The sequence below is a fragment of the Cyanobium sp. PCC 7001 genome, assembly GCF_000155635.1.
GTDB lineage: Bacteria > Cyanobacteriota > Cyanobacteriia > PCC-6307 > Cyanobiaceae > NIES-981.
Genome location: NZ_DS990556.1, coordinates 192,172 through 212,878 on the forward strand (window position 1 = coordinate 192,172; position 20,707 = coordinate 212,878).

The following is a 20,707-nucleotide window of genomic DNA, read 5'->3' on the forward strand; positions in this document are numbered from 1 at the left end:
CGGAACGCCGGGACCATCGCGGCCACGCCGACGCTGCCTGCTCCCGTCAGGCCCGGGCCGCCGGGCTTTCGCTCTGCCTGTCACTCTGGTTGTCGTGGTGGACATCGGACAGGGCGTGGTAGATGGGCTCGCCCTGGAGTCTGCGGCCGGCATAGGCCCCGATCACGGCGCTCATGAGAATGCCGAACAGCCACTGCTGATCGCCCGCCAGGCGCATCGAGAACAGCACCGTCATCAACGGCAGCTGGGTGGCGCCGGCCAGCCCACCCGCCATCCCCAGCGCCACCCCCAGCTGGGCGCTGCCGCCGAGGGCCGTGAGCACGCCGCTGCCGAACACCGCCCCGATGGTGAAGGCAGGGTCGATCAGGCCCCCCGGCACACCGGCCGCCAGGGCGAGCACCGGCGCCAGCACCCGTGCCGCCAGCACCAGCGCCCAGCCCACCAGCCCCAGGGGAGCCCCGGCCACCGGCAGCGGACCCCGCCCCTCCAGCAGTTGCTCCATCAGCGGCTCGCCGTCCCCGCCGCTCCAGCCGCCGCTGAGCAGCGCCATCAGGGCCAGACCAGCTCCAAGGGCCAGGCCCCAGCCCCACGGCCGTTGCAGCACCCGCGGCTTCAGCCAGCGGCTCGACACCAGCAGGATCCTGGCGAAGAGCCCCCCCAGCAGTCCGGCCCCAACGCCGATCGGCAGGGAGAGCAGCAGCTGCTGCCATTCCGGCTCCGTGGCGGGCACCATGCCCAGGGGGAAGAGGGGAATGCCATCGAGGTTGCTGATCAGGGCCGCCGCCGAGCAGGCCACCAGCGATGGCCACACCAGGGTGCTGCTGTAGCTGCCGGTGAGCTCCTCCATCACGAACAGGGTGCCCATCAGCGGGCTGTTGAAGCCGCCGGCCAGTCCGGCACCGGCGCCGATCGCCACCAGGTGCTCCCGGCGCAGTCCGGAGAGCAGCCGGGGGAAGAGCCGCTGCAGAGCCTGGGCGATCGCGGCTCCCAGATGCACCACCGGACCCTCCCGTCCCAGGGGCATCAGGGCCAGGCTCGCCGCCGTCCAGAGCCCCAGCCGGGCGGTGGTGGGGGCCGCCCCCAGCAGCCGGTTGGCCTGATCCGCCTCCTCCAGGCTGCGCAGGGTCTGGGGAATGCCGGAGCCGGCTCCGATCCCCAGCCGGCCCGCCTGAAGCACCAGCAGGATCGGCATCACCAGCAGCGGTGAGGCGGCGATCGCGACGGTCCACGGGGACCAGGGTTGACCGCTGAAACCGGGAAGCCTGGTCTGCAGGAAGGCCTGGGCATCGTCCACCAGATTCAGCGGCCAGCAGGCCAGGCCCACCACCACCCCCAGTCCCAGCAGGCGGCCGAGGCTGCGCAGGTCACGGCGGTGCAGGGGGGAACGGGGCATCAGGCGCTGAGACCGAGGGCCGTGGCGGCATCCTGCAGCAGAGCCCGCAGGTAGGGATGCTCGGGGGCGCTGCTGCTGTGCAGTTCCTCACCGGCGGCATTGCGCACCACCAGCCCCTCGCCCTGGCGCCGGCACCAGTAGGTGCGGGATCGGCGCTGCAGCCGCACCTCCCGCTCCCCATCGGGGGACTCGCTGCCGCGCAGCCCCACCAGCTCCAGCTGCAGCCGTTCCCGGCCCTGCCAGCGGTCGAGCTTGACGCGATAGGCCACATCCACCCAGAGCGGCAGGTCGGCGCCCCCCTGCCAGCGCCAGCCCATGGCCCGAACGCTGCGCTCGCCCTGGCTCAGCTCCAGCTGCAGGTGGCCGCCGCGCAGGAGTTTCTGCTGCTTCACCCGGCAGCCTGCGCTCCAGAACACCGGCTGGGGATGGCCGATGCCGAACGGCTCCAGGCGCTGCAGGTGGTGCAGGAAGTCCCGGTCGATCTGCTCGAGCCGCAGCAGTGCCTCGGGTTCCACCGGATGGCCTCCTCCGTGGCGGTCCAGCCAGTCGCCGGCCAGCGCATCCAGGCGCTCGTGCAGCCGCGCCACGTGTTCGGCCCGCACGGTGAAGCCGCCGGCGGCCGGATGGCCGCCGTGCCGCTCCAGCAGGTCGGCGCAGTGGTGAAGGGCCTCGTCCACGGCGAACCCGCGGGGCGCCCGCACCGAGGCCCGCATCAGGCCCCCGCCTTCCCCGGCCAGGAGGGCGGCGGGCAGGCCCAGCCGCTCCACCAGCCTGGCGGCCACGATGCCGATCACGCCATGGTGCCAGTGGCCCTGGGCCAGCAGGAGGAAGCGGGGCCGCTGCGGTCCATCGGCCTCCAGCAGGGCAAGGGCTTCGGCTTCGATCGCTTCGCACAGCTCCCGGCGCTGCCGGTTGAGCGCCTCGCACTGCCCCGCCAGCTCCAGGGCTCTCTCGGGATCTGCCGTGGTGAGCAGTTCCACCACCAGGGCGGGATCGCCGAGGCGGCCCACCGCGTTGATCCGTGGAGCGATCTGAAAGCCCACGGCCTGGGCATCGAGGGGCCGATCCTCCACGCCCGCCACCTGCTGCAGGGCCTGAAGCCCCGCCAGGCCCGACTGGCCCAGCCGGGGCAGCCCGTCGATCAGCCAGCGCCGGTTCACACCGCTGAGGGGGGCCATGTCGGCGATGGTGCCGATGCAGAACAGGTCGCGGGCCATCTGCAGGGCGTCGGGTCGTCCCATTGCCTGGCAGAGGGCCGCCGCCAGCACGTAGGCCAGACCCACCCCGGCCAGGCCTCGGAAGGGCGAATCCTCCGGGGTGCGCTGGGGGTGCAGCAGGGCCAGCAGCGGCGGCAGCTGGGCCGGGATGCTGTGGTGATCGGTCACGATCACCTCCACCGCCAGGGCCTCTGCCCGGAGCAGGGCGTCCGTGGCGGCGATGCCGTTGTCCACGGTCACCAGCAGCTTCACGCCCTGGTGCTCCAGCCGCTCCACCATGGCGGCGTTGAGGCCATACCCCTCCTCCATGCGGCTGGGAATGGCCGCCACGGGCCGCGCCCCGAGCCGTTCGAGCACACCCAGCAGCAGCGCCGTGCTGGTCATGCCGTCGGCGTCGTAGTCGCCGCAGATCGCCACGGCCTCCCCCTGGCGGCAGGCACGCTCCAGCCGGGTCACGGCCAGAGGGAGGGCGGCGAAGTGCAGTGACGCCTCGGGGGCCTCGGGCGGCTGCAGCAGCGCGGCGACCGCCTCACGGCTGCCGTAGCCGCGGCGCGCCAGCGCCGCCAGCAGCGGGGAGGGCAGGGGGGGGAGCTGCTGGGGGCTGAGTGCCGCCAGCTGTCCGGGGTCGGCCAGCGGTCCCAGGGGTGCGGGCAGCTGCCAGCGTTGCTCGTGGAGCGGGGGGAGCAACGGCTGCAGCGGCGGGGGCCGGGCCATTCTGGGGGCACCCTGAGCCCTGGACCGGAGCCATGCCCCTGCGCGCCCTGCTCTGGGATGTGGATGGCACCCTGGCGGAGACGGAACGGGATGGGCACCGCGTGGCCTTCAACCGGGCGTTCCGCGAGCATGAGCTGCCCATTCACTGGGATGCGGATGGCTATGGCCGCTGGCTGGAGATCAGCGGCGGCCACGAGCGCCTGCGGGCCTGCCTGCGGGCCTGCGAGGGCCAGGAACCGGCGGCGGCGCGGGTGCAGGCGCTGCAGGCGAGCAAGCAGCGCCACTACGGCAGGCTCGTGGAGTCGGGCCTCCTGCACCTCCGGCCGGGGGTGGAGGCGCTGATCGGCGAGGCCGCCCGGGCAGGGCTGCGGCAGGGCGTGGTGACCACCAGCGGGCGGCAGGCCCTGGCCAACCTGGAGCGGGCGCTGCTGGCGAATCAGACCAGTGCCTTCGCCTTCAGGATCTGCGGCGAGGACGTGGCCTGCAAGAAGCCCGATCCGGAGGCCTACCACCTGGCCCTGGCGCGTCTCGCCCTGCCGGCGGACCAGGTGCTGGTGCTCGAGGACTCCCCCCAGGGCCTGGCGGCGGCGGTGGCGGCCGGGTTGCCCTGCCTGCTCACCCTGAGCCACTACAGCCGCGGGCTGCCGTTGGCGGCGTTCGATGCCGCCCGGGCCGTGGTCTCCGATCTCGGATCTTCCGCCTCGGTGCTGCGGGGGCCGGCTTGCCAGTCCGGTGGGATCACGCTCTCCTACCTGGAGCGGCTGCTGTGACGCTCCTGCCATGACCCCCCTGTCGTGAACCCTCTGCCGTGAACCCCCCGTCGTGACCCTGCGCCCCCTGCAGCCCACGCGCTTCCAACGGCTCAGCGACGCCCTGACCCAGGCTGTCTTCGGATCGCTGCGGGGCAGCTGGCGATCCCGCAGCGTGGTGATGCTGGCGCTGCTGCTGGGCTTCTACGCCGGAGGCAACATCACCAGTTATGTGCTGCTGGTGTTCCCGGGCGGGCGCCCGATGGTCGTGCTGGCGGCCGTGCTGCTGCTCGAGGTGGTGGTGCGGCTGCGGGGCCGACTGGTGCGGGAGCAGCCGGGCCTGGGCTGGGCGGTGGCGGACAACCTCAGGATCGGGCTGGTGTACGCGGTGGTGCTCGAAGCCTTCAAGCTGGGCACCTGATGGGCCTGCATCCCAGCGTGGTGGAGCAGGTGGCCCTGCCGCTGCTGGCCAGGCTGCAGCAGCTCCTGGCTGCGGGCCGCCGGCCGGTGCTGGCCATCAATGGTCCGGTGGGAGCCGGCAAGACCACCCTGACCCAGGTGCTCCAGACCCTGGCGCGCCGCGACGGCGTGAGGCTCGGCGTGGCCTCCATCGACGACTTCTATCTGCCCTGGCGCCAGCGGCAGCAGGCGATGGCGGGCAACCCCTTCGGCGTCAGCCGGGTGCCGCCCGGCAGCCATGACCTGCCTCTGCTGCTGGAGAGCCTGCGGACCTGGCGGGGTGGAGACGCCTGGCGCAGGCCCCGTTTCGACAAGGTGTTGCGGCAGGGCCAGGGCGATCGCGCGGCCATCGAGACGGCGCGCTGCGATGCCCTGGTGCTGGAGGGCTGGCTGCTGGGCTGCCGCAGCCTGGATCGAGGTGAAGGGTGCGAGGGCGATCGCGACGGCAGCGGTGAGCTGGCGTGGTGGCGCCAGGCCCTGGCAACGGCGACGCCGGCGCTCACCGCCCAGGAACTGGCCTGGCTGCCCCGCTGGGACGCCGAGCTGAAGCGCTACGAGCCGGTGTGGGAGCTGCTCGATGCCATCGCGGTGCTGCGCCCCTCGGACTGGCGCTGGCCGCGCCGCTGGCGGTTCCAGGCCGAAGCCAAGCAGCGGCGCAGGGCGCGGCTGACGGAGGGCGCGGGGGGATGGCTGAATGGCCAGCAGCTCGAGGCTCTGGTGCGGGCCAGCCTCTGCAGCCTGCCGCCGATGCTGTACCAGGAGCCTCTGGCGCAGTCCTGGGGCCGTCGGGTTGCGGCGGCGGTGACGCTCGACAGCCGCCGCCGCTGCCTCTAGGTGCTCTAGATGCCCTGAAGGACGGAGTCTCGGACTCAGTCGTCCGCTTCCTCGTCGCTGTCCATGGGATACACGAAGCCCTGGGCGCGGCCGCTCAGCACGGCCTTGCCGACGGAGAGGGCCTTCTGGGCCGCCGTGGCCGCCTTGGCCTTCCAGTGGGCATGGCGCTGGTTGCGCTTCCCTTTCGACGTTTTCTTCTTGGGAACAGCCATCCCCGAACTCTCACGGCCAAACAACGATCTTCCGCTGCCATCTCGCCTTTCGTCAAATCGCTAAGCTCGGCCGAAAGCCGGATCCCTGTGAGCAAGAGCCCGTCACCGGCGGCTGCCAACGCTTCTGAACCCGCCGGCAGCCCCGCGGACAGGCCTGCGGCGGCCGAGGCGGGTGCACCCCGGGACAGCCGGGCCGAGCCGCGGCTGGAGTCGCTGGTGGATGGCCTCGGGGCCAGCCGGCCCGCCCCGTCCTACAGCCAGCTGCTGGCGGATCTGCGCGGCGGCAAGGTGAAGGAGCTGGAGCTCTCGACCCGCCGCCGCGATGTGGAGGTCACCTTCACGGACGGCCGCACGGCGCGGGTGCCCGTGTTCAACAACGACCAGCTGCTGCTGCGCACCGCTGAGGCCGCCAATGTGCCCCTCACGGTGCGGGATGACCGGGGGGAGGTGGCCACGGCCTCGCTGGTGTCCAACGGTCTGCTGGTGGCGATGCTGGTGGTGGGCCTGGCCCTGCTGCTCCGCCGCAGCGCCAAGGTGGCCAACCGGGCCATGGGCTTCGGCAGCAGCAAACCCCGGCTCGCCCCCGAGAACACCGTGTCGGTGCGCTTCGAGGATGTGGCCGGCATCGCGGAGGCGAAGGAGGAACTTCAGGAGGTGGTCACCTTCCTGAAGTCGCCGGAGCGCTACACCGCCATCGGTGCCCGCATTCCCAAGGGGGTACTGCTGATCGGCCCTCCCGGCACGGGCAAGACCCTGCTGGCCCGTGCCATCGCCGGCGAGGCCGGTGTGCCGTTCTTCTCCATGGCCGCATCCGAATTCGTGGAGATGTTCGTGGGCGTGGGTGCCAGCCGCGTGCGGGACCTCTTCCGCAAGGCGAAGGCCAAGGCCCCCTGCATCATCTTCATCGACGAGATCGATGCCGTGGGCCGTCAGCGGGGGGCGGGCATCGGCGGTGGCAACGACGAGCGCGAGCAGACGCTCAACCAGCTGCTCACCGAGATGGATGGCTTCGAGGAGAACTCCGGCGTGATCCTGGTGGCCGCCACCAACCGCCCCGACGTGCTCGACCGGGCGCTGATGCGGCCCGGCCGCTTCGATCGCCGCATCACGGTGGATCTGCCGGACCGGCGCGGCCGCGAGGAGATCCTGGCGGTCCATGCCCGCACCCGTCCCCTGGCGGAGGGGGTGTCCCTGGCGGACTGGGCGCGGCGCACTCCCGGGTTCTCCGGCGCGGATCTCTCCAATCTGCTCAACGAGGCCGCCATCCTCACCGCCCGCCGGCATCGCACCGCCATCGACGGGGAGGCCCTGGGGGATGCGCTCGAGCGGATCACCATGGGCCTGGCGGTGGCTCCCCTGCAGGATTCGGCCAAGAAGCGGCTGATCGCTTACCACGAAGTGGGCCATGCCCTGCTCACCACCCTGGTTCCCCACGCCGATCGGCTCGACAAGGTGACCCTGCTGCCCAGGGCCGGCGGCGTGGGGGGATTCGCCCGCACCATGCCGGATGAGGACGTGCTGGATTCCGGCCTGATCAGCAAGGCCTACCTGCAGGCCCGGCTGGTGGTGGCGATGGGGGGCAGGGCCGCCGAGCTGGTGGTGTTCGGCCCCAGTGAGGTGACCCAGGGCGCCGCCGGCGACCTGGAGATGGTGGCCCGCATCTGCCGCGAGATGGTGACCCGCTACGGCTTCTCCAGCCTGGGTCCCCAGGCTCTGGAGGGCGATGGTGTGGAGGTGTTTCTGGGGCGCGACTGGCTCCGCTCCGAGCCGCCCTACTCCCAGGAGACCGGCACCCGCATCGATCAGCAGGTGCGCCAGCTGGCCAGCGCGGCGCTGGAGCAGGCGGTGGCTCTTCTGGAGCCCCGGCGCGAGCTGATGGACCGGTTGGTGGAACGCCTGATTGCCGAGGAGACCATCGAGGGCGACCAGTTCCGCCGCCTGGTGGACGCCCACGAGCAGTCCACCAGTGGCGAAGCCACCTCAGCCGGCCAGGCCGCTGCTGAAGCGGATGTCGAGGCTGCGCAGGTAGGTGTGTAGCCCGGCGTCCTGAATCGGCAGCAGCAGGGCGTCGCGGCCACTCTCGTTCACATGGCTGTGCCAGTGGCCCGGCGGCGTCACGAAGGCAGCGCCGGGTTCCCACTCCATCCGCACCGGGTTGCGGATCGTCCCGTCCGGGTTCAGGTCGGGGCCGGAGAGCGTGGCGCAGCCCGGGGCGCAGTCGATCACCAGATCCAGGGCCACCGACTGGTGCCGGTGAGGAGGCTGCACGGCCCCGGCCGGCACCAGGCCGTACATCGCCCAGAGGGTGTGGGTCACGGTGCGGCTGGCCGGCAGATCGCTGTTGGCGAGCAGCAGGCTGAGCCTGTTGCTGCGGGCGGCGCCCGGATCCGCCGCCAGGGCCGCCAACTCCCGCCGCAACCACTCGCCGGGGTAGTGGGTGGCCTCGAAGCGGGGGCGATCGGCACGCACGCCCAGGTGGCTGAGCAGGGGCGCGTCGTGCACCCAGTAGAGAACACTCTCCTCGGAGGCCTCCAGCACGGCGGCCCCGCCGGCGGGCAGCACGAAGAGGTCCCCCTGGCTCCAGTTCTGGCGGAATTCGCGGGCCGGGGGGATGGCGGGCTGAAGGCAGTGACCCGCTCCCCGCCACACATAGAACAGCGAACTGGTGGCGTTGGCACCGGCACTGATCGCTTCGCCGGCCAGGATCCGCACGAAGTTGGCGCTCAGCGCCGGGCTGGTGGCTGGCCCCTGGCAGCCCAGTTCACTGCTGAGGTCGAGGGGCAGGATGGCCGTGGGCCCCTGGCCGTGCAGCTCAGGGCCCCAGCGGCCCTCCGGAATCGGCTCGGTGAGACCACGCCGCACCGGATTGGCGGCCTGGCGGTAATCGAACAGCTGGGCCTTGCTGGTGCCCAGCGCAGGGGCCTCGGGCGTAAGGGTCATGGCTCAGGCCATCGGACGATCGGTGGCCGAGCCTATGCAGCCCGGGCCTGGGCTGACGTGCCTGCGCGCACAGGGCGGGGCCTCAGCCACCGGCCACGGCCGGCACGATCGACACCTCGTCGCCGTCCTTGAGGCCGGTGGCCTGGTTCTCCAGGAAGCGGATGTCCTCGCTGTTCACGTAGATGTTGAGGAAGCGGCGCAGCTTTCCGTTCTCATCGCAGAGGCGGGCCTTCAGCCCGGGGAACTGGCCGTCGAGGGCGTCGATCAGAGCGTCGATGCTGGAGGCCTCCAGCTCCACGCTGGCCTGGTCGTTGGTGAATTTCTGCAGGGGGGTGGGGATCAGAACCTGAATGCCCATGGATCGGCGTGACGGGGGGAAGGGGTTGGGGAAAAGGGAACGGAGTGGGGCGTGACCAGGGTTGGGGGTTCAGTCCCGGTGGTCGGCCTGGGCCTGCTGCCAGGCGGCCTTGAAGCTGTCCAGCTGGGCTTCGATGGTGTAGGGGGCTCCGATCGCATCGACCACGGCCTCGGTGGTCTTGAGGCCGTTGCCGGTGATGTAGGCCACGGTGGTCTCCTGGGGATCGATCTTGCCCTGCTCCGCCAGCTTCTTGAGCACGGCGATGGTGGTGCCGCCGGCGGTTTCGGTGAACACGCCCTCGGTTTCGGCCAGCAGCTTGATGCCCTCCACGATCTCGGTGTCGTTCACCGCGGCGATGCTGCCGCCGGTGCGGTTGGCGATGTCGATGGCATAGGGGCCGTCGGCGGGATTGCCGATGGCGATCGATTTGGCGATGGTGTTCGGCTTCACCGGAGTGATGAAGTCACGCCCTTCGGCGAAGGCCTGGGCGATGGGGCTGCAGCCCTCGGCCTGGGCACCGCTGAAGCGCACGGCCTTCTCGTCCACGAGGCCCACCTTGATGAACTCGTCGAAGCCCTTGCGGATCTTGGTGAACAGGGAGCCGGAGGCCAGCGGCGCCACGATGTGGTCGGGAAGCTGCCAGCCCAGCTGCTCGATCACCTCGTAGCCGAGGGTCTTCGAACCCTCGGAGTAGTAGGGACGGAGATTGATGTTCACGAAGCCCCAGCCGAAGGTGTTGGCCACTTCGGAGCACAGGCGGTTCACCTGGTCGTAGTTGCCGTGCACCGCCATCAGGGTGGGGTTGTAGATCAGGGTGCCGAGCACCTTGCCCAGTTCCAGATCGCTGGGGATGAACACGCAGCACTCGAGGCCGGCGTGGGCCGCGATGGCGGCGGTGGAGTTGGCCAGGTTGCCGGTGGAGGCGCAGCTCACCGTCTTGAAGCCGAGCTCCCGGGCCCGGGTGAGGGCCACCGACACCACCCTGTCCTTGAAGGAGAGGGTGGGCATGTTGACCCCGTCGTTCTTGATGTAGAGGCTGCGCAGACCGAGGCGACGGGCCAGATTGTCGGCCTTGAGCAGGGGCGTGAAACCCGTGCCCACGTCGATCGGATCCCCCTCGATGGGCAGGAAGTCGCGGTAGCGCCAGATCGAGGCGGGGCCGGCCTCGATGGTGGCCCGGCTCACCCGGTTGCCGATCGCCTCGTAGTCGTACACCACTTCGAGGGGCCCGAAGCACACGTCCTCGCAGACGTGGCGGGCTCCGGCTTCGTAGGCATGGCCGCATTCCTTGCAGCGCAGGCCGGTGAAGGTGGAGCGCGAGAGGGTGGCCGTCACAGCAATCGCCCGGGTTGCCCCGAACCCTAACAGCGCTGTCCGGACCCTCGATCAAAAGCCGATTCGGGAGGTCGGGATTTGATTTCAAGGGCTGGGGCTGCGGTTTCAGCCCGCCCGGGACTTGTGGCCTGGCTGGGGCTGTCTAGCCTCGGCGCCTGAGCAGCCTTGAACGCTCCTTGCCCCGCGCTCGCCTCACCACCAGGCCCTCCCTGTTGCTGCCGGGCCTGCTGGTGCTGGCCCTGGCCGCCGTGGTGCTGCTGGCCCGCCTCTGGGTGGAATGGAGCTGGTTCTCCCAGTTCAGGCTCACCTCCGTGCTGGCGCGCCGCTGGGCCCTGCAGCTGCTCGGGCTGGGGGTGGGCCTGGCGATCACGGCGGGGCTGCAGCGCTGGCTGCGCTGGCTGTGGGCGCTGCCGGCGGAGCAGGGCACGCGGCGCCGTCCCCTCAGCACCGGCCCCTATGCCCTGGTGCTGCTGGGGCTTCTTGCGGCAGCGCTGCTGCCCCTGTCCCTGATCTGGGGGGTGGTGGCGCGCCTGGCGCTCCAGCCCTTCGATCCGGCGCCTCTGCACGGCCTGATCGCCCTGGCCAGCCTGCCCCCCGGGGCCTGGGTGTTGCTGATGGCGGCCGCCGTGGTGCTGCTGCTGGCCCGTCCCCGGGGCGGGGCGCGCTGGCTGCACGGTGGGGCTGGATTGGGACTCGCCCTGGTGCTCGGCCGTGGCTGGGGGCGGTGGAGCCTGGCCGTGATGGCCCAGCCCACCCGGCTGCAGGAGCCCCTGCTGGGGGCGGATGTGAGTTTCGTGCAGCTGCGCTTCCCCGCCCTGGCCCTGGCCCTCACCCTGGCGATCGCCATGCTGCTGGCCACCCTGGCCCTGGCCCTGTGGGGCCTGATGGCCCGTGGCTCCCAGCTCAGCGACGGCCACTTCGCCGGCTTCGCTCCCGCCCAGCTCCGGGCCCTGCGCCCGCCCCTGGCGGCTCTGGCGCTGCTGGTGGCCCTCGCCTTCTGGCTGGGGCGGCACCAGCTGCTGCTGAGCACCACCGGCAGCGTGCCGGGTGCCGGCTGGCTCGATGTGCACCTGGCGCTGCCGCTGCGGACCGCGGCGACGGCCGTGGCGCTGCTGATGGCCGTGGTGCTGGCCCTGCCCCTGGCGCGGCAGGGCTACCGCGCTCCGGTGCTGGCGGGGCTCTCCCTGCTGCTGCTGGCCCTTCCGCTCCTGGAGGCCGGCCTCAATCCCCTGCTGCAGAACCTGCTGGTCAACCCCCAGGAGCTGGAGCGGGAGATTCCCTACCTGGCCCGTTCCATCGACGCCACGCGGCGCGCCTTCCAGATCGATGCGATGGAGATCATCGATCGGGTGCCCAACGACCGGCTCTCGCGCCAGGACCTGGCCGAGGGGGAGGCAACCTTGAGCAATGTGCGCCTCTGGGACAGCGAACCCCTGCTGGCCACCAACCGCCAGCTGCAGCAGCTGCGGGTGTACTACCGCTTCTCCGAGCCGGCGGTGGATCGCTATGCCCTCCAGCCCGACGCCGGCCTGGGGCGGCAGCAGGTGATCATGGCGGCCCGGGAGCTGGACCAGGGGTCCCTCCCCCGTACCGCCCGCACCTGGCTGAACCGCCACCTGGTGTTCACCCACGGCAACGGCTTCACCCTCTCGCCGGTGAACACGAGCGGACCGGAGGGGCTGCCGGAGTACTTCATCTCCGATCTGGGCCCCTCCACCAAGGTGCAGGGCAATACCCAGCTGGGGATCAGCCGGGAGGAGGTGCAGCAGGTGGTGCCCACCCAGGACCCGTTTCTCTACTTCGGCTCCCTTCCTTCCCCCTATGCCCTGGCCCCCACGGCGGTGGAGGAGTTCAACTATCCGCAGGGGGACAACAACTTCTACATCCACTACAGCGGTGGCGCCGGCGTGCCCCTGGGCCGGTTCTGGCAGCGCCTGGCCGCCGCCATCTACCTGAGCGAGCCCAAGCTGCTGGTGCGGGGGGAACTCAATGCCTCCACCCGCCTGCTGCTGCATCGGGAGGTGCGCGACCGGGTGCGCACCCTGGCCCCGTTCGTGCGTTTCGAGGCGGAGCCCTACCTCGTCTCGGTGAACCTCCAGGGGGAAGCCCCCTTCCCATCCGACCAGCACCAGTTCTGGATCGTGGACGGCTTCACCAGCAGCGCCTTCTACCCCTACAGCGCCTCAGTGCCGGGCCGGCCGGACATCCGCTACCTGCGCAACAGCGTGAAGGCGGTGGTGGATGCCTTCACCGGCCAGATGGTACTCTACGTGGCGGAGCCCGCCGATCCCCTGATCCGCACCTGGCAGACCCTGTTCCCGGAGCTGTTCCAGCCCCTCTCGGCAATGCCCGCGGCGCTGCAGGCCCACATCATGTACCCGCGCTGGCAGTTCGAGATCCAGACCACGCAGCTGCTCCGCTACCACGTGACCGATCCCCGCATCTTCTACAGCGGCGATGACGTGTGGCAGGTGCCCAAGGAGCTCTACGGCCAGGATCAGGTGCCCGTGAAGCCCTATCACATCAGTGCCCAGCTGCCTGGCGAGCCGGAGCCGGAGTTCCTGCTGCTGCAACCGCTCACACCGCTGGCCCGTCCCAACCTGGTGGGCTGGCTGGCGGCCCGCAGCGATGCCCCCCACTACGGCGAACTCACCCTGCTGCGCTTCCCCAGCCAGCTGCCCATCTACGGCCCCGAACAGGTGCAGGCCCTGATCAACCAGAACCCCCGCATCAGCCAGCAGTTCGGGCTGTGGGACCGGGCCGGCTCCCAGGTGATCCAGGGCAATCTGCTGGTGGTGCCGATCGGCGAGGCCCTGCTCTACGTGGAGCCGGTGTACCTGCGGGCCCGCGCCGGGGGGCTGCCCACCCTCACCCGGGTGGTGGTGAGCGACAGCTCCCGCATCGCCATGGAGCCGAGCCTGCGGGAGGCGATCGAGGCCCTGCTCGATCCACGCCGTTCCCAGGAGGCCATCACCCAGCCTGCCCCTGCCGCTCCTGAGCCTGCCGCACCTGCGGCCACCACCTGAGCCAAGAAAAAAGCCCCCCTGGTGGGGGGCTCGGACAGGTTCAGGCCGCCACGGCGGTCTTGGGGTCGAGCTCGCCCTTGGCGTAGAGGGTGGCGTAGTAGTTGATGTCGCGCTGCTTGATCTTGCTGGCGTTGCCGGCGCACCAGAACTGCTGGTAGCGATCCAGGCAGACCTGCTTCATGTAGGCCCGGGCGGGCTTGTTGAAGTGGCGGGGATCGAAGTTGGCGGGATCCTTGGCGGCGGCCTCGCGGATGGCGGCGGTGAAGGCGAGGCGGTTGTCGGTGTCGATGTTCACCTTGCGCACGCCGTTGCGGATGCCTTCCTGGATCTCCTCCACGGGCACGCCGTAGGTCTCGGGGATGGCACCGCCGTACTTGTTGATCATGTCCAGCCACTCCTGGGGCACCGAGGAGGAGCCGTGCATCACCAGGTGGGTGTTGGGGATGGCCTTGTGGATCTCGGCGATGCGGCTGATGGCCAGCACCTCGCCGGTGGGCTTGCGGGTGAACTTGTAGGCGCCGTGGCTGGTGCCGATGGCGATGGCCAGGGCGTCCACCTTGGTCTTGGCCACGAAGTCGGCGGCCTCGGCGGGATCGGTGAGCAGCTGGCTGTGGTCGAGCTTGCCCTCGAAGCCGTGGCCGTCCTCGGCCTCACCCATGCCGGTTTCCAGGGAGCCCAGGCAGCCCAGTTCGCCCTCCACGCTCACGCCGATGGCATGGGCCACGTCCACCACTTCCTTGGTGACGGCCACGTTGTACTCGTAGCTGGCGGGGGTCTTGGCGTCGGCCTGCAGGGAGCCGTCCATCATCACCGAGGTGAAGCCGTTGGCCGCAGCGCCGTAGCAGGTGGCCGGGCTGTTTCCGTGGTCCTGGTGCATCACCACCGGGATGTCGGGATAGGTTTCCACGGCGGCCAGGATCAGGTGGCGCAGGAAGGCTTCGCCGGCGTACTGGCGGGCGCCGCGGGAAGCCTGCAGAATCACCGGAGAGTCGGTCTCGTAGGCCGCCTCCATGATCGACTGCACCTGCTCCAGGTTGTTCACGTTGAACGCCGGGATGCCGTAACCGTTCTCAGCGGCGTGATCGAGCAGCAGCCGAAGCGGAACCAACGCCATGGGAAACCTCGCAGGCAGAGAAAAGGACTGCGGCGGAGTCTAGGTGATGCCTCACGGGTCTCAGGCTCACGAGAAAGGCCCCGCGATCGCGAGGACCGCGGGGCCGGCAGCGTGCGCCCAATCTGATGAATCGATCAGGTCAGTCGATCTGATCAGTCGATCAGGTACTGCTTGCGCAGGGACTGCAGGGTGTACCCGTACTGCTTGGCGGCCCGGCGGGCCGTTTCGGCCTGGCGGGCGAGTTGCTTGGCTGTGGTGATGGTCATGGACGTGCCTCCGGTAAGAGTCGGACTCGGGTTGGATGGCGCGTTGCTTCGGGTGTGCGGGAGGCCCCGTTGGATCCCTACTTCCGCCAGCGGGGCCGGAGCCCCTCGGCCAACGTGGCCAAATCGTAGCGGTTGCTACCGAATCCGAGTCAGTCCTTCGGCGCGGGCCTGGTCGCAGCAGCGCTGGCTGCTCACCGCCTCCGCCAGGCCCGGCACCATCGGCCGCCCCTCCCGCACGGCGCTGCTCCACCACCCGTGCAACCGGGCCACCGGAGCGATGCGGCCGTCCTCCCAGGTGCGGGCAAAGGCCAGGGAGGGCTCGGGCTCCAGCCGGCGCAGCGGCTCCCCCGCCTGGGACCACCACAGGTGGAACCCGTGCACGTAATCGCTCTGGTTGTCGGAGCCGAGCACGGCGGTGCCCTCCCGCCCGTAGATCTCCAGCCAGCAGCCACGGCCGCGCCGGGTCACCGAGGAGAGGCACACCTGGGCCGGTACGGGCTCGCCATGGGCGCTCTCCAGCTCCAGCTGCACCAGGGCCGTGTCCTCCGCATCCACCGCTCCCATCCGCCCGCTGCCATCGGGCAGCGGACGCTGGCGGATGGCGGTGCCGAGCCGTCCGGCCACCCGGTGGCTGGGGCCCACCAGCCAGTGCAGCATGTCGAAGGCATGGGTGCCGAGGGCCCCGAGCACGCCCCCGCCGGCCGCCGCCTGGGAATACCAGCTCCAGGGCCTGGAGGCATCGGCGCGGCTGCCCATCAGCCAGTCGAGCTTCACCAGCGCCAGGTCCCCCAGGGCACCGCTCTGAAGCAGGGCGGCCAGCTGCTGGAACAGGGGCACGGCCCGGTACTCGAAGTCCACGGCAACGGTGCGTCCACGGGCCAGGGCCAGCCGCTGCAGCTCCTCCACCTGGGCGGCGTTGAGGGCCACGGGCTTCTCCAGCATCAGGTGCTTGTCCGCCAGGAGGGCCTGCCGGGCCAGCTCGAAGCGGGGCTCCGGCGGGGTGGCGATCACCACCGCCTCCACATCCGGCTGCTCCAGCAGGGCGGTGAAGTCGGTGTGGCCGGGCAGCTCGGCCGCCGCACAGGCGCTCTCCAGGCGCTCGGGGCGGGGATGCCAGAGGGCCACCGGCTCAGTGCCGCTGGCGGCGTGCAGCGCCGGCAGATGCACCTTCTCGCCGAAGCCGAGCCCGGCGATCGCCACGCGGAGGGGGTGCTGGCTGGGGGAGGGGGCACTGGGCACCATGGGGAGGATCGGCAGGGTGGAGGATCGGCGAAGAGATTCAGGCCGCCTGCAGCAGCGGCGCGCCCGCTGCACAGCTGGCGTCGATCACGGCGCTGATCAGGTCATCGTCCGCGGCAGGTTGCCATTCGGCACCCAGCCGGGGCAGACCATTCACGGAGGTGTCGCGGTAGAGCCGCTGGCCGCAGTCGATCTCCATCACATAGAGATCGCCCATCCGGGGACGCTCGTCATCCCCGGCGGCCGCCTGGAAGCGGCTGAGCACCGAGAGGTTGCCGCCCCTGCTCAGGCGGAGGCTGCCGGCATCCCACCACTGGCGGCCATCCCGGTTGGCGGGCACCTCCCGCCAGTCCACCGAACCGGCCAGGGCTGGCGGGGTGGGCCAGCCCGGAACCGGGGCCAGCAGCAGCAAGGCGATCAGCAGGGGCGCCAGCCAGCTCAGCAGCTCGCTCAGCAGCTCGCTCAGCAGTGGCGGCGCCCATCCGGCGGGGTGTGAGCTGCCGGCGGGGCGGGTCATGCCGGTACGAGCTCCCGGCAGCCATGCAGCCGCAGCAGCTCGCCGAGGGTGTCGCGGAACTCCGGACGGGTCACGATCGCGTCCACGAAGCCGTGGTCCTGCAGGTATTCGGCGGTCTGGAAGCCATCGGGGAGCTTCTCCCGCAGGGTCTGCTCGATCACCCGGCGGCCGGCAAAGCCGATCAGAGCCTTGGGCTCGGCCAGGATCAGGTCGCCCAGCATGGCGAAACTGGCGGTGACCCCGCCGGTGGTGGGGTGCGTGAGCAGGGGGATGTAGAGCAGCTCCGCGGCCCGGTGGCGCTGCAGGGCGCCGGAGATCTTGGCCATCTGCATCAGGCTGAGCATGCCCTCCTGCATGCGGGCGCCGCCGGAGGCGCACACGATCAGCACCGGGTAACGGCGGGCCGTGGCCTCCTCGATCAGCCGGGTGAGTTTCTCCCCCACGACCGAGCCCATCGAGCCGCCCATGAAGCGGAAATCCATCACGCCGAGGGCCAGGGGCAGGCCGCCGGTGCGGCAGAGGCCGGTGACCACCGCATCCCGCAGCCCCGTGCTCTGCTGGCTGTCGCGCAGGCGGTCGGCGTAGCTGCGCCGGTCCTTGAAGGCCAGCGGATCGGTGGGAGCCACGTCGCTGTCGAGGGGTTCGAAGCTGCCCGGATCGGCGATCAGCCGGATGCGCTCCCCGCTGTCGATGCGGTGGTGGTAGCCGCAGCCCTTGCAGACGCTGGCGTTGGCGATGAGGTCCTTGCGGTACACCACCAGCCCGCAGTCGGGACACTTGCTCCAGAGCCCATCCCCCTCCTCCACCTCCTGGGTGGCACGCACCACGGGTGCGGCCTTGCGGCGATCAGCGAACCAATCGAAGAGGGACATCGCTGGGCTGCAGGAACATCGGCGGGCTCGGCTCCATTTAAGGGCCTGCCCAGCTGGGGGCCTGCCCCGGCCGCCTCAGCTCCCCGGCAGCAGCCCCAGCGACGCCAGCAGCCGCAGCCAGGGGTCGTGACCCAGCAGCCACACGCCGGCCCCGCCGGCGGCGAGGAACGGTCCGAACGGCATCGGGTCGTGGCGTCCCAGCCGGCCGCTCAGCCGCCCGACCACGCCCACCGCGGCGCCGGAGGCCACGGCGATCACCACCGTGAGCCCCAGTCCGGTGAGCCCCAGCCAGGCACCGAGCAGGGCCGCGAGCTTGGCGTCACCGAGGCCCAGGGCGGGTTTGCCGATCAGGCGCTCGGCCAGGGCGCTCACCGCCTCGAACCCCAGCAGACCCACGCCGGCGGCCACCAGATGGTGGAAGAGCAGGGCCCGGCCCACCTCAAGCCCCTGGGCAAAGCCCAGCAGGGCCGTGCAGGCCAGCCCCAGGATCAGGCCGATCCGGCAGAGGGACTCCGGCAGCCACAGCCGGTCGAGATCGATGAGGGTGAGGGGAATCAGCCAGCTGAGCAGCAGCCAGCCCGCCAGCACCAGTCCCGCAGACCAGGGGGCCGGCCCCATGGCCTGCGGCAGGGCCGCCACCGCCGCCACCCAGAGGCCGGCGGTGAGGAGCTCCACCAGGGGATAGCGCGGGGAGACGGGCGCCTGGCAGTGGCGGCAGCGGCCCCGGATGAGCAGCCACCCCAGCACCGGGATGTTCTCGTGCCAGCGCAGCCGGGTGCCGCAGCGCGGGCAGTGGCTGGGGGGGCGCACCAGGGACTCCTGGCGCGGCAGGCGCCAGGCCACCACGTTGAGGAAACTGCCGATGCAGGCGCCCAGCCCACAGGCCATCCAGAGCCACAGGGCCGAATCAGCGGGAGCGGCGGCCGTGCCTGCGAGGGGCTGGAGGTCGGGCGGCATCGGGCCGGCTGGAGGAAAAGGAAGGGTCCGGGTCGGACGTCAGCTGGGCCGGGCCCAGCGCACGCGGGCGGAACCGCCCCGGGGAGTCCGCCCCCGGATCAGATCGATGGGGATGAACTGCTCGTCGGGCAGCAGCACCGGCAGTTCGAACACCACCCGCCCCCGGCCCGCCTGCAGCACCACCCCGCAGGGATCGGGTCCCATCGGGCAGCGCTCCATGTAGGCGTACATCGCCTGGCGGGCCAGTTGAAACACCACCTGACTGTTGACGCGATCAAGGCGCAGATTGAAGGCAGGAGAAGGAGAGGCTCCTGCGATCAGGAAGGAGGGATGGGATGGACCGGGTGTGCCGTTGGTGATGGCCTCACCGCCTCCGAATCACCGCACCACCATAAGGGTTGGCGCTGTGGTTTGGAACGGGGCGCTGTAACCCTCAGCCGGAGGTGTTCTTGTCCTGGATCATGCGATGGATGATCGGGGTGAGGATCAGTTCCATGGCGAAGCCCATCTTGCCGCCGTTCACAACGATGGAGGTGGGGCTGGACATGAAGGAGTCGTGGATCATGTCAAGCAGATAGGTGAAGTCGATCCCCCACTTCTCCCGCGCTCCCTTGCGGAAGTGAATGATCACGAAGCTCTCGTCCGGCGTGGGGATGTTCCGGATCATGAACGGGTTGGAGGTGTCCACGGTGGGCACCCGCTGGAAGTTGATGTCGGTGCGGCTGAACTGCGGGCAGATGTGGTTGATGTAATCGGGCATCCGCCGCAGGATCGTGTCCACGGTGGCTTCGGCCGAGTAGCCGCGCTCGGCGTTGTCGCGGGAGATCTTCTGGATCCACTCCAGGTTCACGATCGGCACCACGCCCACCAGCAGATCGGCCAGGCCGGCCACGTCGTAACCGTCGCCCTTCACGCCACCGTGCAGGCCCTCGTAGAAGAGCAGGTCGGTGCCGGTGGGGATCTCCTCCCAGGGGGTGAACTGGCCGGGATCGAGGCTGGTGCCCAGGCGTTCGTTGTGCTCGGCGGCCTCCTCCACCGAGTGGAGGTAGTAGCGCTTCTGGCCGCCGCCGGTCGCGCCGTAGGTGCGGAACAGCTCCTCCAGCTTGTCGAACAGGTTGGCTTCCGGGCCGAAGTGGGAGAAGTTCTCGCCCTTGGCCATGGCGGCCGCCATGGCTTCCTTCATGGGGCCACGCTCGTAGCGGTGGTAGCTGTCACCCTCCACCACGGCGGGGGTGATGCCCTCGCGCTTGAAGATGTGCTCGAAGGCACGCTTCACCGTGCTGGTCCCCGCGCCGGAGGAACCGGTGACTGCCACGACCGGATGACGCTTCGACATGCGCGGGGACTCGGGAAACTCAGGGCGAGTTTGGCAGGTCGCCGGTCCGGGCTCCTTCCCCCGGTGGGCTCAGCCCTCGAGGGCGGCCAGCAGCTGCTCGCCCATGGCCCGGCAGCCCACCAGGGTGCAGCCGGGTCCCATCAGATCGCCGGTGCGGAAGCCCCTGGCCAGCACCCGGTCCACGGCGGCCTCCAGGTCGGCGGCGGCCGCGTCCTGCTTGAGGCCCACCCGCAGCATCATGGCGGCGCTGAGCACCATCGCCATCGGGTTGGCCTTGTCCTGGCCGGCGATGTCCGGGGCTGAGCCATGGATCGGCTCGAACAGGCCGGGGCCGCCGGCCCCGAGCGAGGCGGAGGGCAGCATGCCGATCGAGCCGCTGAGCATCGCCGCCTCGTCGCTGAGGATGTCGCCGAAGAGGTTGCCGGTGAGCAGCACGTCGAACTGGCGGGGATCGCGCACCAGCTGCATGGCGGCGTTGTCCACGTACAGGTGGCTGAGCTCCACGTCCGGATAGCTGCTGGCGTGGAGGCGCTCCACCCGGTCGCGCCACAGCTGCGACACATCCAGCACGTTGGCCTTGTCCACGCTGCAGAGGCGGCCGCCGCGCTGGCGCGCCAGATCGAAGCCCACCGTGGCGATCCGGTCGATCTCCGTGTCGCTGTAGGCCATCGTGTTGAAGGCCCGCACCCCGTCGGCGGTCTCGACCCGGCCCTTGGGCGTGCCGAAGTAGATGCCGCCGGTGAGTTCCCGCACCACCATCAGATCCACCCCTTCGATCACCTCCCGCCGCAGCGTGCTGGCCTCGATCAGGGCCGGGATGATCTTCACCGGGCGCAGGTTGGCGAACAGGCCCAGGCCCCCCCGCAGCCCCAGCAGGCCCGATTCGGGCCGTTGCTCCCGCGGCAGGGTGTCGTACTGGGGTGAGCCGATCGCCGCCAGCAGCACGGCATCGGAAGCCCGGCAGGCCTGCAGGGTGCTTTCCGGCAGGGGAACGCCGGTGGCGTCGATCGCCGCTCCCCCCATCGGCTGCTCGTCGTAGTGGAGGCTGAAGCCGTGGCGGGCCGCTACCGCATCGAGCAGCTGGCGGGCCACGCCCATGATTTCCGGACCGATGCCGTCGCCGGCGAGCAGGGTGATCCGGTGGCTGGAGGTCATGGTGGGGGAGGCGG

The 20,707-nt window shown here is 70.7% G+C and carries 19 protein-coding genes; 5 read left to right on the forward strand and 14 right to left on the reverse strand.

Annotated features, from left to right (window positions below; translation table 11 throughout):
* Positions 1-46: 46 nt before the first annotated feature.
* The gene (locus CPCC7001_RS01025; protein WP_006911004.1) at positions 47-1,393 is read right to left on the reverse strand and encodes a chloride channel protein; all 1,347 of its coding nucleotides are present in this window, start codon (positions 1,391-1,393) and stop codon (positions 47-49) included.
* Entirely contained in the window at positions 1,393-3,324 is a 1,932-nt protein-coding gene (recJ, locus tag CPCC7001_RS01030) for a single-stranded-DNA-specific exonuclease RecJ (RefSeq protein ID WP_006909857.1), read from the reverse strand. The genes CPCC7001_RS01025 and recJ overlap by 1 nt, the downstream gene beginning before the upstream one ends.
* Positions 3,325-3,356: 32 nt before the next feature.
* Here recJ and CPCC7001_RS01035 point away from each other — a divergent pair, with 32 nt between their 5' ends.
* From CPCC7001_RS01035 to CPCC7001_RS13890, 3 genes are read left to right on the forward strand one after another with little or no spacing between them, the layout of a single operon-like run.
* Entirely contained in the window at positions 3,357-4,094 is a 738-nt protein-coding gene (locus tag CPCC7001_RS01035; protein WP_006911671.1) for an HAD-IA family hydrolase, read from the forward strand.
* Between the two features lie 52 nt (positions 4,095-4,146).
* Positions 4,147-4,494, forward strand: a complete 348-nt coding sequence (locus CPCC7001_RS01040; protein ID WP_006911399.1) for a DUF565 domain-containing protein — start codon at positions 4,147-4,149, stop codon at positions 4,492-4,494.
* Positions 4,494-5,366, forward strand: a complete 873-nt coding sequence (locus tag CPCC7001_RS13890; RefSeq protein ID WP_006911216.1) for a hypothetical protein — start codon at positions 4,494-4,496, stop codon at positions 5,364-5,366. Before CPCC7001_RS01040 ends, CPCC7001_RS13890 begins: the two co-directional genes overlap by 1 nt.
* A gap of 35 nt (positions 5,367-5,401) precedes the next feature.
* On the opposite strand, the gene rpmF is transcribed toward CPCC7001_RS13890, so the two are convergent.
* Positions 5,402-5,578 (reverse strand): 50S ribosomal protein L32, encoded by a 177-nt coding sequence (gene rpmF, locus CPCC7001_RS01050; RefSeq protein ID WP_006910293.1) that lies wholly within the window; start codon positions 5,576-5,578, stop codon positions 5,402-5,404.
* A gap of 87 nt (positions 5,579-5,665) precedes the next feature.
* Here rpmF and ftsH point away from each other — a divergent pair, with 87 nt between their 5' ends.
* Positions 5,666-7,615, forward strand: a complete 1,950-nt coding sequence (gene ftsH, locus CPCC7001_RS01055; protein ID WP_006910928.1) for an ATP-dependent zinc metalloprotease FtsH — start codon at positions 5,666-5,668, stop codon at positions 7,613-7,615.
* On the opposite strand, the gene CPCC7001_RS01060 is transcribed toward ftsH, so the two are convergent.
* The 3 genes from CPCC7001_RS01060 to thrC form a co-directional block, all read right to left on the reverse strand.
* A complete protein-coding gene (locus CPCC7001_RS01060) occupies positions 7,559-8,518 on the reverse strand; it encodes a cupin (RefSeq protein ID WP_043368441.1) in 960 nt (319 codons plus the stop codon). The two genes, ftsH and CPCC7001_RS01060, sit on opposite strands and share 57 nt — an antisense overlap.
* Before the next feature lie 82 nt (positions 8,519-8,600).
* Positions 8,601-8,876 (reverse strand): MoaD/ThiS family protein, encoded by a 276-nt coding sequence (locus CPCC7001_RS01065; RefSeq protein ID WP_006910446.1) that lies wholly within the window; start codon positions 8,874-8,876, stop codon positions 8,601-8,603.
* Positions 8,877-8,945: 69 nt separating this feature from the next.
* Complete coding sequence (gene thrC, locus CPCC7001_RS01070; RefSeq protein WP_006909502.1) at positions 8,946-10,211, reverse strand: threonine synthase; 1,266 nt, start codon at positions 10,209-10,211, stop codon at positions 8,946-8,948.
* A 176-nt stretch (positions 10,212-10,387) separates the two neighbouring features.
* Between thrC and CPCC7001_RS01075 the strand changes: the two genes are divergently transcribed.
* Entirely contained in the window at positions 10,388-13,237 is a 2,850-nt protein-coding gene (locus CPCC7001_RS01075) for a UPF0182 family protein (protein WP_006910968.1), read from the forward strand.
* Between the two features lie 40 nt (positions 13,238-13,277).
* On the opposite strand, the gene fba is transcribed toward CPCC7001_RS01075, so the two are convergent.
* The 8 genes from fba to leuB form a co-directional block, all read right to left on the reverse strand.
* The gene (gene fba, locus CPCC7001_RS01080) at positions 13,278-14,351 is read right to left on the reverse strand and encodes a class II fructose-bisphosphate aldolase (RefSeq protein WP_006910602.1); all 1,074 of its coding nucleotides are present in this window, start codon (positions 14,349-14,351) and stop codon (positions 13,278-13,280) included.
* A 401-nt stretch (positions 14,352-14,752) separates the two neighbouring features.
* The gene (locus tag CPCC7001_RS01085) at positions 14,753-15,859 is read right to left on the reverse strand and encodes a Gfo/Idh/MocA family protein (RefSeq protein ID WP_006909920.1); all 1,107 of its coding nucleotides are present in this window, start codon (positions 15,857-15,859) and stop codon (positions 14,753-14,755) included.
* Between the two features lie 37 nt (positions 15,860-15,896).
* Positions 15,897-16,373, reverse strand: coding sequence for a hypothetical protein (locus CPCC7001_RS01090; RefSeq protein ID WP_006911459.1), 477 nt, complete (start codon positions 16,371-16,373; stop codon positions 15,897-15,899).
* Positions 16,370-17,245: an acetyl-CoA carboxylase, carboxyltransferase subunit beta gene (accD, locus tag CPCC7001_RS01095; protein WP_006911251.1), complete on the reverse strand. Its 876-nt coding sequence runs from the start codon at positions 17,243-17,245 to the stop codon at positions 16,370-16,372. Before accD ends, CPCC7001_RS01090 begins: the two co-directional genes overlap by 4 nt.
* A gap of 75 nt (positions 17,246-17,320) precedes the next feature.
* On the reverse strand, positions 17,321-18,202 hold the full coding sequence (locus CPCC7001_RS01100) for an A24 family peptidase (protein WP_006911071.1): 882 nt from the start codon (positions 18,200-18,202) through the stop codon (positions 17,321-17,323).
* A gap of 39 nt (positions 18,203-18,241) precedes the next feature.
* Complete coding sequence (locus CPCC7001_RS01105) at positions 18,242-18,460, reverse strand: hypothetical protein (RefSeq protein ID WP_006909165.1); 219 nt, start codon at positions 18,458-18,460, stop codon at positions 18,242-18,244.
* A 175-nt stretch (positions 18,461-18,635) separates the two neighbouring features.
* Positions 18,636-19,538, reverse strand: a complete 903-nt coding sequence (locus CPCC7001_RS01110; protein ID WP_043368445.1) for a phosphoribulokinase — start codon at positions 19,536-19,538, stop codon at positions 18,636-18,638.
* Positions 19,539-19,607: 69 nt separating this feature from the next.
* Positions 19,608-20,693: a 3-isopropylmalate dehydrogenase gene (leuB, locus tag CPCC7001_RS01115; RefSeq protein WP_006910190.1), complete on the reverse strand. Its 1,086-nt coding sequence runs from the start codon at positions 20,691-20,693 to the stop codon at positions 19,608-19,610.
* Positions 20,694-20,707 lie beyond the last annotated feature (14 nt).

What these genes read in the sequence shown, in the direction of transcription:
- CPCC7001_RS01025 (WP_006911004.1), bottom strand. Translation starts at nt 1,393, where the DNA reads ATGCCCCGTTCCCCCCTGCACCGCCGTGACCTGCGCAGCCTCGGCCGC.
- recJ (WP_006909857.1), bottom strand. Translation starts at nt 3,324, where the DNA reads ATGGCCCGGCCCCCGCCGCTGCAGCCGTTGCTCCCCCCGCTCCACGAG.
- CPCC7001_RS01035 (WP_006911671.1), top strand. Translation starts at nt 3,357, where the DNA reads ATGCCCCTGCGCGCCCTGCTCTGGGATGTGGATGGCACCCTGGCGGAG.
- CPCC7001_RS13890 (WP_006911216.1), top strand. Translation starts at nt 4,494, where the DNA reads ATGGGCCTGCATCCCAGCGTGGTGGAGCAGGTGGCCCTGCCGCTGCTG.
- rpmF (WP_006910293.1), bottom strand. Translation starts at nt 5,578, where the DNA reads ATGGCTGTTCCCAAGAAGAAAACGTCGAAAGGGAAGCGCAACCAGCGC.
- CPCC7001_RS01060 (WP_043368441.1), bottom strand. Translation starts at nt 8,518, where the DNA reads ATGACCCTTACGCCCGAGGCCCCTGCGCTGGGCACCAGCAAGGCCCAG.
- CPCC7001_RS01065 (WP_006910446.1), bottom strand. Translation starts at nt 8,876, where the DNA reads ATGGGCATTCAGGTTCTGATCCCCACCCCCCTGCAGAAATTCACCAAC.
- fba (WP_006910602.1), bottom strand. Translation starts at nt 14,351, where the DNA reads ATGGCGTTGGTTCCGCTTCGGCTGCTGCTCGATCACGCCGCTGAGAAC.
- CPCC7001_RS01085 (WP_006909920.1), bottom strand. Translation starts at nt 15,859, where the DNA reads ATGGTGCCCAGTGCCCCCTCCCCCAGCCAGCACCCCCTCCGCGTGGCG.
- CPCC7001_RS01090 (WP_006911459.1), bottom strand. Translation starts at nt 16,373, where the DNA reads ATGACCCGCCCCGCCGGCAGCTCACACCCCGCCGGATGGGCGCCGCCA.
- accD (WP_006911251.1), bottom strand. Translation starts at nt 17,245, where the DNA reads ATGTCCCTCTTCGATTGGTTCGCTGATCGCCGCAAGGCCGCACCCGTG.
- CPCC7001_RS01100 (WP_006911071.1), bottom strand. Translation starts at nt 18,202, where the DNA reads ATGCCGCCCGACCTCCAGCCCCTCGCAGGCACGGCCGCCGCTCCCGCT.
- CPCC7001_RS01110 (WP_043368445.1), bottom strand. Translation starts at nt 19,538, where the DNA reads ATGTCGAAGCGTCATCCGGTCGTGGCAGTCACCGGTTCCTCCGGCGCG.
- leuB (WP_006910190.1), bottom strand. Translation starts at nt 20,693, where the DNA reads ATGACCTCCAGCCACCGGATCACCCTGCTCGCCGGCGACGGCATCGGT.